Source organism: Streptococcus sp. FDAARGOS_522 (assembly GCF_003812445.1).
GTDB lineage: Bacteria > Bacillota > Bacilli > Lactobacillales > Streptococcaceae > Streptococcus > Streptococcus agalactiae.
Genome location: NZ_CP033808.1, coordinates 1,333,901 through 1,346,616 on the forward strand (window position 1 = coordinate 1,333,901; position 12,716 = coordinate 1,346,616).

Here is a 12,716-nt window from a genome sequence, read left to right on the forward strand (position 1 = left end):
TTCTTATGTTCAAAATAATTCAAGGAGCTAATGTATTAAGCCCCTCAAACAATTCCTCAAATTACCTCTCATTTTATAAGAGTGCTCTTTTTTAAAAAGAATACCTAATTACTTTTAAATTTTCTTGGCAACCATTAATGCTTGTCCACGTTTTATCTGTTTGGGTAAATCTATCAATTCTTCTGGTCGGAATTCTTGTTGATTAGTAATCAGAATAGGAGTTTCCACAATGTATCCTTCTTCTTTTATCATTGGAATATCGAAAGTAATGAGTTTATCTCCTACTTTTACAGTGTCACCTTGAGCAACATGAGAGGTAAACCCTTTTCCTTCTAAATTAACAGTATCCATACCAATATGAATAAGAAACTCAACCCCCTCTGATGTTAACAATCCAATAGCATGTTTCGTAGGGAAAAGAACTGAAACTGTCGCATCGACCGGTGAAACTAGTTCTCCATCACTTGGATCGATAACCACTCCCTTCCCCATAATTCCTTGTGAAAAGACAGGATCACTAGCTTGATCCAGTGGTTTAGCTAAACCTGATAAAGGGCTTACTACACTAAGCTTTGTACCTGATACGACAGCTTTTTCTTTTGCTGATTTTGTTTCTGTTGTTGAAGCAATGACAGCATCAGGTACTAATTTTTCCTCTTCAGTTTTTGTCAAAATACCTGATTTTTTAAAGAATAGTGTCAAAAATAAAGGAATAAAGATAGCCACTGCCATACAGATAAAGAAATATCCCATATATTTAACGTTAATTGACAGGAAGCCTGGAAGACCGCCTACACCAATAGAGTTAGCTTGGACATTAAAAGTTGTCGCCAAAAGACCTGCCACACTTGAACCAATCATACCAGCAACAAATGGATAAATGTATTTAACGTTTACACCAAAAAGCGCCGGCTCTGTAACACCAAGGTAGGCTGAGATAGCAGCTGGAAGTGATATTTGAGCCTCTTTTTCATCATGACGATGCATAAAATAATAAGCTAGTACAGCTGAACCCTGAGCAATATTTGAAAGAGCAATCATCGGCCAAAGGCCAGTTGTATGTGTTTTTGTATCTGCTATGAGTTGAGTATCGATAGCATTTGTCATGTGGTGCAAACCAGTAATAACAAATGGGGCATACAGGGCACCAAAAATAGCACCAAAGAGCCATTTTACAGGACCAGTCAATCCAATAAGAACGATAGCAGAAATCCATTTACCTAGTGTCCAACCAATAGGTCCAAGGACAGTATGAGCCAAGATAATAGCTGGAACTAAGGATAGAAATGGCACAAAAATCATTGAAACAACTTCAGGAATATGTTTTCTCCAGAAGATTTCTAAGTAAGACAGGCTCAAACCAGCTAACAGAGCTGGAATAACTTGAGCTTGATAACCAATTTTTTGTACTGTAAAGTAACCAAAATTCCAAGACCAATTTTTAGCAATGTCTGCTGCTGAAGTACTAGCTACAGAATAAGCATTAAGTAATTGTGGCGACACTAGACAGATACCTAGAACAATACCGAGGATTTGAGTAGTCCCCATCTTACGAGTCACAGACCATACAATACCAACTGGTAAGAAATGAAATATAGCTTCACCTGGTAACCATAAAAAAGAGTCTACTCCGCTCCAAAACGTTGAAACATCTACTAGAGTATTCCAAATTGGATGCCCAGAAGAGTCTACTTGCCTGACACCATCAACAACTTTTTGACCTAAAAATTCAAATGGAACGGCATCTAAAATATTACGAAAACCAAGGATCAGACCACCAACAATAATGGCTGGAATAATCGGTGTAAATATTTCAGCCAGCATTGTCAACACACGCTGTAAAGGGTTTTGATTTTTTTGGGCAGCCGATTTTGCCGCCTCTTTAGACACACCCTCAATACCAGAAACGGCTACAAAAGCATTATAAAAAATAGGGACATCATTACCAATAATGACTTGAAATTGCCCAGCATTGGTAAAGGTACCCTTGACTGATGGTAACTCCTCAATTACCTTTACCTTAGCTTTACTACTGTCATTCAAAACAAATCGCATGCGTGTAGCACAATGTGTCACTGCACTAATATTTTCTTTACCCCCAATTGCCTCTAACAAGGCTTTGGCATCATGTTTAAATTGTTCCATCTGTTTATCCTTATCTATTTAACGGAGAGTCTGTGACTCCAAGGCAGAAACTTAAATAAGACTAGCTTACAACATAATTGTAAACGATTACATATCCCTATGCAAATCCTTAGCTTATCTTTTTAAAAAATCTATAAATTATAAAATAAATTAGTCAATAATACCCAAAACATTAGAATTTCTCACCAACGTTACCAAAATGTTAGAGTCATGAGTAGATCAGTCACCCTCAATACTCTCTTAATAAAAAACACCTACTAATTGATATAGTAGGTGAGTTTTTTAATCTCCATTGAAAGATACGATACGATTCTCTTCAATCATATAGCATTGGTTACAAAGTTTCTCTAACATAGCGAAATCATGACTAATAACGATGAGACCTAAATTTCTATCCTTTACAATCTCCAACATGCTTTTCCATACACTAGCTTGTGTAATGCTATCCAACATAGTAGTCATTTCATCTGCAATAAGGTATTTAGTCTCTGGATGTAATGAACGCACAATCGAAAAGCGTTGTAATTCTCCTCCCGAGAGTTCACTAGGTCGACGATTTAGCCATTTTTCTTGAATTCCAAAAGCATCTAGTAAATCTCGACTTGGGTAATAGGCTTCTTCCAAACTTTTTTTCATAGGCCATAAAGGATTCATCGTTTTTTCAGGATGTTGTTGAATAAGTTGTACAGGTCTAAATGCTTTGCTAGGCAAATTACTGCCATCAACTAATACTTCACCAGATTTAGGATGTAAAAAACCTGCAAGCACCCTGGATAAACTAGTTTTTCCACAACCACTTTGTCCAAATATACCTAAAACTTGACCAGGTGCTACCTCTAAATTAATCTCCTTAAAAAGCCATTGATCTTTTTTATGATAAAAGCCAAGCTTTTTAGCCTCTAAGGTCATGAGTAACTCCTTTCAAAAATTCTTGCTGTGGGAGAGAGCGCCATAAACTTCTAGCAAATTCTGTTTGTAACTGCTCTCCATTTCCGCTAAAGAAACTAGCTGGAGCTGTTTCAATAGCTTTTCCCTCTTTAAAAATAGTAATACGATCAGCAATTTGACTAGCTGCTACAATATCATGAGTGATAAATATAACGCTTATTCCTTTATCTGCAAAGGAGCGTAGTTGGTCTAAAACCATTTGCAGAGCATCTGGATGTAATCCAGGGGTGGGCTCATCCGCAATAATCAAAGAAACCTTATCACTAATACACGTTGTAAACAAAACACGTCGGAGCATTCCGCCAGAAAGTTGGAAAGGATACAAGTCACCATCACTTTCTTTTAAACCAAACTGTTGAAACAATCCTTCTTGAGTAGCCTTTGAATTTTCTGAGATACCTAAGCGCACCTGATGTTTGACTTTCGTAGATGGATCTAAATAATTAACTGATTGTGGAATCAACGTAATATCTTTTCCTCGCAACTGTTTAATGCGTTTAGAATTTAGTGATTGACCACGATAAATCATATCTCCTGTTACAGATGCATTTTTAGGAAGAATATCCATAATAGCATGTGCTAATAAACTCTTCCCTGAACCACTAGCACCTATAATAGCTAATAACTCACCTTTTTTAATTTCTAAATTCAGCGCTTGTATCGGTGTTGATTGAAATGGTTTTAAAAATCTTCCGTATTGAGTGAAGGTGATGGAGAGGTCTTTAATGCTTAATAATGTTTCTGTCATATCTCTACCTCCTAAAAATGATCAGTTTGAGGGTAAAAGAGTTTCTTTAAAGATTCTCCGATAGTATCAAATGCATTGACAACCAAAATAAGATAAAGTCCTGGAAAGATAACCAACCACCAATTTCCAAGAGAGATATGCTTAGCTGCCTCTGACAGAATGATACCAACCGAAGGTTGTTCGGCAGAGAGCCCAAATCCTAAGAAAGTCATTGATGCTTCATGTAGGATGACATGTGGAAATAAGAGGATAAAACCAATGAAAATTTGAGAAGCAATCAAAGGCAGGATATGATGCCTCACAATATAATAAGGCGTTTTTCCCATACTTTTAGAAAGTTGGACAAATTCTTTATTCTTTAGATGATAGACTTCATTGCGGATAAGCCTTGCTAAAGAAGGCCAATGTGTAACAGCCGTTGCAATGATGACCCCTTGAGCACCTTTCCCAACAACAAAAGAAATGAGAATCATAAAAATCAAATGAGGCATACCAATAAACAAATCAACTAACCATGCTATTATTTTATCAATAATGCTATTTCCTAAACCTGCAAGCACTCCAAAAACTGTCGCCAGAATGACCCCCATAAGGGCACCTAATAAGCCGACTTGTAGAGAGAAATAAAGTCCTTTAATCGTTCTGACAAACATATCCCTACCTAAACCATCTGTCCCAAAAAGATGGTTTAATGAAGGAGCAAGGTTCCGTAAAGCTGCATTGGTTTGCAAGGGAGTACTATGGAAATAAAGATTTAAGGCTAGAATACTAAGAATGAGAGAAATGGCGATACCCAGTTGCCATAAAACAATAGTTCGACGTCTCAATATCATACTTTTCTCCTTAACTGTGGATTGATTATGCTGTTTAAAATATCCGCAATAAGATTGCCCGCAAAAACAAATAATGTCCCTATCATCACAATAGCTAGAAGTAGCGGTGTATCACTTTTAAGTCCTGCTTCAGTTAGGGTAGACCCTAGTCCTGGATATGAGAAAACTTGCTCAGCAAGAACGGATCCTCCAAACAATTCTCCAAAATAGGAAAAATGCAGTGTAATAGCTGGTACGATAGCATTTCTAAGACAATGATTTTTAAAAATTTGCCATTCCGTTTCCCCACGCGCTCTGGCAAATAAGACATATTCACTAGAAAGTACCGACATCATTTTAGTTCTAGTATGAAGAGTTACATTGGCAATGCCTAGAATACTTAGCGTGAAAACAGGTAAAATAAGGTGCTTAATACGATCAGCTAACGTAATATCTTGACTCAAAGTACCTATCGGGGAAGAAATACCAATCGGGAACCACCCCAGCTGGACAGAAAAGATTAATAAAAAAATGAGCCCAATCCAAAAAGTTGGTACTGATATCTGAAGGTAAGAAAACCACCTTACAATTCGATCAAGCAATTTCCCTTGATGGAAAGCTGATAAAGTTCCTAAGATAAATCCAATAAGACCCGATAAGACCCAGGAGAGTCCCATAAGTATGAAAGAGGCACCTGCCCGTGATCTAATAATATCAATAACAGGTTGCCGATAAACTAGTGAAGTCCCTAAATGTCCCTGTATAAAATTTTTTAACCAAATAAAATACTGGACCGGAGCTGGCTTATCCAAACCATAGTGGTGAGCAATCGCTTTGTACTGAACAGGGGTTAGTGACGTGTCATAATTGACACTTGCCATGACTGGATCAACCGGTGATTGTTTTAGTAAAATAAAGGTCAAAATTGATACTCCAAAAACGAGTGACAAACACCTAAGTATCTTCCAGATAACTACAGTGGTAATATGTTTCACAGATAAATCTCCTTAATTGTTAAAAAAGGAGTCGAGGAAACCATTCACACCATAAGGTGTACATTGTTTTCTCTGACTCCAAACTTAAAGTAGCCTACATTAACTAAATTAGTTACTTAGCAGATTCATCCCAAGTCCATTCAGCAATGTTAGTCAATAATGACCAATCATGACCATGACTATGGACACCTTGTTTACCTACATTGATACGTTTATCACCAATATAAGTATGGTTAAGACTCACCAACCATACATTTGGTAAATCTCCAAGAGTGGAAGCACCTGTTTTGCCATCCCACTGAGCTAACTTCCAATATTTGTTAGCTTTATCAAGGTCAGGAGATGTCATTGCTTTGTCAAGGTACTTAGTCACAGTAGGATTGTTATAAAAAGTAATATTGGTCCAACCTTTACCAGCTAAACTTGGGTAATGTGATTCATAAAATTGCTGCGCATGATGACGTCCTCCCGCATAAAGTAAGGCTGAATCATGTGACTTAGTTGCCATTTCATCCCAGTTACTAGCCTTGAGTTTAATAGTAATACCTAAGGCTTTAGCTTGCTCCGCTACTTCAACGGCTAAGTTTGCTCGTAATTGATCATTAGTAGGGTAGTAAAGGTCAAATTCCGCTTTAAGATTTCCTTTTTTACGGCTACCGTCTGCTTGTTCTTTCCATCCAGCTTTTGTCAAAAGTTGCTTAGCTTTAGCTACTTTATTATCTTTAATTGCTGTTTTTGGATTCCAGAATGGTGTTCTATCAATAATTGAATAAGCTGGTTTACCATAACCATTTAAAACAGTATCCAGAACTTTTTGTCTATTTAAACCAATAGTCAAGGCTTTTCTGATTGCTGGATCACTAGTGACATCATTTCCTACTGGATAACCGTCTGGTGAATTTTTCACAACACCTTTCTTCACATAAGGCAATGACAGTCCGCGAACGTCGTTTGAAGCAATATCTAGAAGACGTGTTCCTTTGACTTTCTTGCTAGCAAGCTCTGGCGTTGCGTAAATCATGTCAACATCACCAGATTCTAAAGCAGCTAGTGCTGTATTTTCATCAAGTAATACCCAAGTCCACTTTTTAAAATAAGGCTTTTTACCGTGCCAATAGGGATTTCGAACGAAGATTGCTTGTTCTCCAGCCTTATATTCTTTCACCATGTAAGGTCCTGAACCGATAGGATTGCTCTTATACTTATCATTGTAATGTTTTTTAGGGACGATTGGGATTTCTGTCAACTGTGCTGTAAATGTCGAATGCGCCTCAGTCAAATGAATATTTACCTGGTTTTTCCCAACTACTTCAACATTCTTAATAAAGGTCAAATCCCAAGCTTTTCCATCTGCTTTCAACATATCATAAGTAAACTTAACATCGTCAGCAGTAACAGGCTCACCATTGGAGAATTTAAAATCATCATTTAAGTCGAACGACCACGTTAAGCCATCCTTAGAGATTTTATATTTTTTAGCAAGCTCTCCTTTTATATCTAGTTCAGGAGAACGTTTCAATAGGGTGCTATGAGTAATATTACCTTCATTATGGATTCCATAACGGTCCTTTGGATCGAATTCATGAGGAAGCTTTGCCCCCATAGAAACAACCAATTCATCTTTGGGTCGTTGTTTTCGCGTTCGCTCCTTGGTTTGTGAATTTTGATTTTGACAAGCTACTAAAAAGATACTCGCCAGAAACAAAGCAACAAAAGAGATGTACTTCAAATATTTAGTCACTATTAAACCTCCTTTTTTAATTGATAAATAATATTTTTGACAACTTTTTTCATTATAACAAGAAAAAAGTAGGAGAACAATTACTTAACTGGTTAATTAGAAAATTTGTTATTTTATCATTAATAACTTAAAGTTAGGTAAAACACAATTCTAGACACTAGCTCATAAACCATGTTAATCCAATGTATTTTAATAGACATCATAAAAAGGCTGAATAAATTCAGCCTTAACCACGCTATTAGTTATAGCAAACCAATCAAATGACTAAAGATAGGAATAACCAAATCAACTACCAAACCGATAACCACCACAGCTATAGCTGCCATCGCACCTTGCAGTTCTCCCAATTCCAATGCAAAGGCTGCTCCGACTGTATGACCAGAGGTCCCTAGACCTAATCCTGCACCAATCTTACTATCATTCAAATGGAAAAATGACACTAATTTTTTACCTAATGCATAAATAATAACTGCATTTAAGATACACGCCATTGCTGTCACAGCTGTGTTCCCTCCAATTGCTGCTGTTATTGGAAGAGCAATTGCTGTTGTTGCTGCTTGTGGCAACATTGAAGCAATTCCGACTTGACTAAGCCCAACCATTTTAGAAATAGCGACGATAAGTATAAGGGAAACAATCATACCGATTACTAAACTGCTGAGAATTTCTACCCAATATTTTTTAACAACGTCATTTTTCTTATAGAGAGGAACTGCAAAAGCAATTGTCGCTGGATTTAAAAACCAAAATATTAAATCACCACCTGGTTTATAAGCTTGTGTATAAAATGTCTTAACATCGGTTCCTAAACCTTTTGACATAAGCCAAAGAATGACAATACCACTAACCATTGCAAAGAAAAGAGGCTGCAAAAGGAAGAAACCTTTACTCTTCTTAAATAAATGTTGTCCTATCGTATAGAGTATTAAAGAAAAGCAAATACCAAAGATGGGTGTTTTTAAGAGTTCCATATTATTTTTCCTCTACTTTCTTACTATAGTGGTTAGGTAATATCTTTTTAAATAAATCTGTGACACTGAGTTCTCTGATAGCAAGTATTAATCGTGCAACATATGCTACCACTACCAACATAACAACAGTTGAGATTGTAATAACAGCAACTAGTTGCAAGCCTTCAGCTTTTAGGATATCAAGATTCGCTGCTACTGATATTCCTGAGGGGACAAACATAAAACCAATCATGCTTATCATCAAAGCCCCAAAAGAGTCAACCCACTCTACCTTGATAATTTTAGCAGTTAGCAATACATACATTAGCACCAAACCAATAACCGTCGTTGGGATTGGTAGTGATTTCGGTAATAACATTGAAATCATTTGTGAAACTAATAGAATAGCTGCATATATTGACATTTGAATAAACATTGGAGCTTCTTTTGTTTTGGTTTCTTTACTGGTGTGTTTCATAGTCACTACCCCTTCCTTTTATTACAATGTTTTAACTTGTTTTATTGATAGCTATATTGTACTTCAAAACAAATAAAACGTTTTCATTTTTAGTCTCAGTTACCAAAAAAAGAAGCCGAATTGCAAATTCAAGCTTCTAAACAACAAAGGGAAGTTCGCAAAAGCACTTTTACATGGTTAAATGCTCATTTAGGTCTTTTAAATACGATCGACCTACTGGAAATTTCTCTCCATTAGACATAATTAGTAACAAAGTATGATTAAACCAAGGTTGAATTTCCTCAATCATCTCTAGATTAATCACTGTGTTTCGATGAATCTGGAGAAAATATGGTGCTACAGCGCGTGACTTAAACCAATTGAGTGTCTTCCGAATAGTGTAAGTTTTCTGAACTGTACTAACAGTTAATTCGCCATCTTCAACACTAGCTGCAACAATATCTTGCATTTTAACAACAACACTGCGATCTGATAATGTCAAGGTTAACAATTCAACACTGGCTTTTTTAGGTATTGCTTGCTCTACATCTGAAGCAGTGGTGAGTTGGCTCAATTTCTTCACTTTTGATAGAGCCATATCAACGCGCTGTTGTTCAAACGGTTTCATGATATAATCAACAGCGTTACTTTCAAAAGCTTTCACAGCGTAGTTATCATAAGCTGTCGCAAAAACAACAAGTGGGGGATGTGCAAGTTGGCTCAACTGATTAGCCAAAGTAAAGCCATTTTCTTCACTAAGCGAAATATCTAAAAAAATTAAATCAATTTGCTGTCTAAATAAGATTTTTTCGGCTTCACTGATATCCTCAGCCTGAAAAATCTCAGGGTTGTCAACCTCCTGGCTATGTTCAACTAAAAACGATAATTCTTGTCTGGCAAACATTTCATCATCAAGAATTAAAATTTTCATGCTCATCCTCCCTTATTCTATTAGGTATTCGATACCAAACTTTTGTACCATTCTTGTCGCTCGAAAAATGAAGGCAACTTACACTACCATATAATAAATTCAGCCTGTTATTTAGATTAACTAGAGCAGTACCTGTACCCTTACTCTCTGCAACTGTTTCTTGACCTAATTTATCAATGATAGTATCTGAGATTCCTTGTCCATTGTCACTAACAGAAACACAATAATAATGACCATCTGGCTTTATTTGAACCAATATATGGTTGTCCGTCTTACGTTCTTTGAAAGCATGTCGAACTGCATTCTCTACCAGTACCTGTAAACCAAAAGGTGGTAACTTCATTTTTTCTGATGCACTAATATCATAAGATAACTGATATTTATCAGGGAAACGTAATTTTTCAACATTCATATAAGCATCCACATGTGATTTTTCTTGCTCAAGCGTTACCTCACGATCCTGACCACCCTGCAAACTTGTTCTAAAAAAAGTACTTAACTGCATCAGTGCATAACGTGCTTTATCAGAATCAATACGGATTAATGCACTAATTGTGTTAATGGCATTAAAGAAGAAATGAGGGTTGATTTGTGCTTGTAAAGCCTTTATCTCTGCCATACTGGCTAACTTATTTTGTTCCTCTGTTATCCCCATTGCCAGTTGTCCTGAAAATATTTGCGCTAAACCAAGGACTAGGTTTTCCTCCACCTCAGACATTGTCTTATCTCCTGCAAAGTACATTTTTAAGGCACCCACAGTTTTATCATTTATTTTTAGAGGAACTACAATAGCAGAATTTAACTGACAGTTGTGATCTGGACAAGAAATCGCCGCTTTATCTTGCGCAATTCTTGGTTCGCCATCAAAAATAACACTTTTAGATAAGTCTGTTTTGACCGGTTGTCCTGCAATATGGTGATCATGGCCAACACCAATATGAGCTAATACGTTTGACCGATCTGTTAATCCCACAGCATCAAAGTTAGTATGCCTCTTTATAATTTCGCAAACGCTCCTAGCAGATTGCGGTGTCAAACCTTGTCTAAGGTAGGGCAGAGTCTGTCGAGTCAATTCAAGAACATCTCTCGTTTGAACTGCGCGTAACTGACTTTCATTTGACAAATAAGTTTTCAAAATCGCAAGGAAAAGTGTGGAACCTAAACTATTTAAAATCATCATTGGAATGACAATCATTTTGACAAGTTCCCATCCTGTAAAAATGCCAACAAATAGCATCTGGATACTTTCGGCAATAATACTAATTAAAATAACTTGGCTTGTTGAAGGGTAGAGATGGTTTTCCTTAAGCTTATCACCAATCTTTCCGCTAACAATGCCGACTAGAACTGAACTGACAATATAGAAAGAACCTGAAAAGCTTCCTTGAAAAAAGCGATGAACTCCTCCAATAAAACCAACAATTGATCCAACCAGAGGTCCACCAACCAAACTTGCCGTTGTAATAACTAAAGTCCTTGTATTAGCAAGTGAGTCAGAATGAGAAATCGTTGTTAGAAAAGGGCGCTCGACCAAACTTCGATCCCCTTTTATTTCAATTCCTGTTATATTAGATATAATAACAAACAAGCCGAAAATGATGACAAGGACTACCGTTTCACGTTTAGACCGCTCTTCAATTAACTGTCTAAAATAACTATTATTTACCAATAAAAAGGCTAAAATCATAATAATTCCTAGCCTTTGGAATAACAACACCATCAACATATGCTTATCCTCCTCAAGATACCATTTTACTCCGGAAGATAAATATAGATATCTTGATAATCTGAAATAACCTTGTCTGCCATTGATAAATCTTGCGGTGGATAATCAGGATTAGCAAAGCCAAAGCAATACATTCCTGCTGCCTTAGCAGCTAAACTCCCATTTCTTGTATCTTCTATAACTATACAAACTTTAGGGTCTACATCTAAAAGCTCTGCAGCTCTAAGAAAAACATCTGGTGCTGGTTTAGAAGACGATACATCTTCTCCTGTAACCATGTATTCAAAGCATTCTGTCACACCCAACTCTTTTAGATTACGCTTAATATCTACCATTGGAGATGAGGACGCAACTGCTAAGCGATAGCCATGTTGGTGTAACCAATGAATCAGTCGCTGAGCTCCTTTGATGGGCCTAACACCATCACGCGCCACAATCGCTTGTCGACGTCTGTTCATCTCAGCAATATACTCTTTTACTGTTTTCGGTAAGCCAAACTCCTCTTTCATAGCTTGCCACATGAATTCAAAAGTAGTCCCCATGTACTGGTATTGATACGAGACGTCCGTATCAATACCCTCCTCACGTAACATTTCTGTCTTATTATCTAAAAACGTGTACTCGGAATCAACAATAACGCCGTCCATATCAAAAATAATGACTTTTTCCATCTTAAACCTGCTTTCTATCCCCTTTATTGTAATCGTTTGCCTTTCTATTTTCAATAAAAAAAGGTTGCTTTCTGTGAAAAGCAACCAGTATATTTAGAAATGATATTTTGAGAGTGATTTTATTTAAAAGGGGAGCTCCTCTTCTTCCAATACTAAATCTGACAAATCACCAGAAACGTTATTTTCACGCATAGCACGTTGGGCACGGCTTTCTAGCAACTGAAATGATGATGCTAATACTTCAGTGATATAGTGCGTTTGACCATCCTTTTCGTACTTGCGCGTACGCAATTCACCATCTATTGAAATTAAAGAGCCCTTTGTCCCATAGCTCGCAAGGGTTTCCGCTAGACGACCCCACATAACCACATTAATAAAATCTGCTTCACGCTCACCATTACTTCCTTTAAAGCGTCTATTAACAGCAACAGTTGCACGCGTCACTGACTTGTCAGTTGGTGTTTTTACCATCTCAGGCTTTGCTGTTAGACGCCCAATCATAATAACTTTATTATACATTGATTACCTCCTCACTATTATTATTCGAAAATAAGGAAGAAAAATGCTAAAATATATGAAATTGTTCTGGGAG

The 12,716-nt window shown here is 36.8% G+C and carries 12 protein-coding genes; all 12 read right to left on the bottom strand.

Going from position 1 to position 12,716, the window contains the following annotated elements:
- Positions 1–114: 114 nt before the first annotated feature.
- Positions 115–2,145: a PTS system trehalose-specific EIIBC component gene (gene treP / locus EGX70_RS06810; protein WP_000434616.1), complete on the bottom strand. Its 2,031-nt coding sequence runs from the start codon at positions 2,143–2,145 to the stop codon at positions 115–117.
- Positions 2,146–2,427: 282 nt separating this feature from the next.
- A complete protein-coding gene (locus tag EGX70_RS06815; RefSeq protein WP_000171311.1) occupies positions 2,428–3,054 on the bottom strand; it encodes an ABC transporter ATP-binding protein in 627 nt (208 codons plus the stop codon).
- Positions 3,038–3,841 (bottom strand): ABC transporter ATP-binding protein, encoded by an 804-nt coding sequence (locus EGX70_RS06820; protein WP_000140984.1) that lies wholly within the window; start codon positions 3,839–3,841, stop codon positions 3,038–3,040. Before EGX70_RS06820 ends, EGX70_RS06815 begins: the two co-directional genes overlap by 17 nt.
- 11 nt (positions 3,842–3,852) lie before the next feature.
- Complete coding sequence (locus tag EGX70_RS06825) at positions 3,853–4,674, bottom strand: ABC transporter permease (RefSeq protein WP_000603397.1); 822 nt, start codon at positions 4,672–4,674, stop codon at positions 3,853–3,855.
- Positions 4,671–5,648 carry an ABC transporter permease gene (locus tag EGX70_RS06830; protein ID WP_000680645.1) on the bottom strand — a complete coding sequence of 326 codons (978 nt, stop codon included), beginning with the start codon at positions 5,646–5,648 and terminating at the stop codon, positions 4,671–4,673. Before EGX70_RS06830 ends, EGX70_RS06825 begins: the two co-directional genes overlap by 4 nt.
- Positions 5,649–5,760: 112 nt before the next feature.
- A complete protein-coding gene (locus tag EGX70_RS06835) occupies positions 5,761–7,389 on the bottom strand; it encodes an ABC transporter substrate-binding protein (protein WP_000170504.1) in 1,629 nt (542 codons plus the stop codon).
- A 242-nt stretch (positions 7,390–7,631) separates the two neighbouring features.
- Positions 7,632–8,360: an antiholin-like protein LrgB gene (lrgB, locus tag EGX70_RS06845; RefSeq protein ID WP_000421726.1), complete on the bottom strand. Its 729-nt coding sequence runs from the start codon at positions 8,358–8,360 to the stop codon at positions 7,632–7,634.
- 1 nt (position 8,361) lies between these two features.
- On the bottom strand, positions 8,362–8,817 hold the full coding sequence (locus EGX70_RS06850) for a CidA/LrgA family protein (protein WP_000683316.1): 456 nt from the start codon (positions 8,815–8,817) through the stop codon (positions 8,362–8,364).
- Between the two features lie 169 nt (positions 8,818–8,986).
- The gene (locus EGX70_RS06855) at positions 8,987–9,727 is read right to left on the bottom strand and encodes a LytTR family DNA-binding domain-containing protein (protein ID WP_000697630.1); all 741 of its coding nucleotides are present in this window, start codon (positions 9,725–9,727) and stop codon (positions 8,987–8,989) included.
- Positions 9,708–11,453, bottom strand: a complete 1,746-nt coding sequence (locus tag EGX70_RS06860) for a LytS/YhcK type 5TM receptor domain-containing protein (protein WP_123948040.1) — start codon at positions 11,451–11,453, stop codon at positions 9,708–9,710. Before EGX70_RS06860 ends, EGX70_RS06855 begins: the two co-directional genes overlap by 20 nt.
- A gap of 26 nt (positions 11,454–11,479) precedes the next feature.
- Positions 11,480–12,124 (bottom strand): HAD family phosphatase, encoded by a 645-nt coding sequence (locus EGX70_RS06865; protein WP_000416612.1) that lies wholly within the window; start codon positions 12,122–12,124, stop codon positions 11,480–11,482.
- A 123-nt stretch (positions 12,125–12,247) separates the two neighbouring features.
- Positions 12,248–12,643, bottom strand: coding sequence for a single-stranded DNA-binding protein (locus EGX70_RS06870; protein WP_000282447.1), 396 nt, complete (start codon positions 12,641–12,643; stop codon positions 12,248–12,250).
- Between the last annotated feature and the right edge of the window lie 73 nt (positions 12,644–12,716).

Coding starts and splice junctions, on each gene's coding strand:
- EGX70_RS06850 (WP_000683316.1), bottom strand. CDS start 8,817: ATGAAACACACCAGTAAAGAAACCAAAACAAAAGAAGCTCCAATGTTT.
- EGX70_RS06870 (WP_000282447.1), bottom strand. CDS start 12,643: ATGTATAATAAAGTTATTATGATTGGGCGTCTAACAGCAAAGCCTGAG.
- EGX70_RS06865 (WP_000416612.1), bottom strand. CDS start 12,124: ATGGAAAAAGTCATTATTTTTGATATGGACGGCGTTATTGTTGATTCC.
- lrgB (WP_000421726.1), bottom strand. CDS start 8,360: ATGGAACTCTTAAAAACACCCATCTTTGGTATTTGCTTTTCTTTAATA.
- EGX70_RS06825 (WP_000603397.1), bottom strand. CDS start 4,674: ATGATATTGAGACGTCGAACTATTGTTTTATGGCAACTGGGTATCGCC.
- EGX70_RS06860 (WP_123948040.1), bottom strand. CDS start 11,453: ATGTTGATGGTGTTGTTATTCCAAAGGCTAGGAATTATTATGATTTTA.
- treP (WP_000434616.1), bottom strand. CDS start 2,145: ATGGAACAATTTAAACATGATGCCAAAGCCTTGTTAGAGGCAATTGGG.
- EGX70_RS06855 (WP_000697630.1), bottom strand. CDS start 9,727: ATGAAAATTTTAATTCTTGATGATGAAATGTTTGCCAGACAAGAATTA.
- EGX70_RS06815 (WP_000171311.1), bottom strand. CDS start 3,054: ATGACCTTAGAGGCTAAAAAGCTTGGCTTTTATCATAAAAAAGATCAA.
- EGX70_RS06820 (WP_000140984.1), bottom strand. CDS start 3,841: ATGACAGAAACATTATTAAGCATTAAAGACCTCTCCATCACCTTCACT.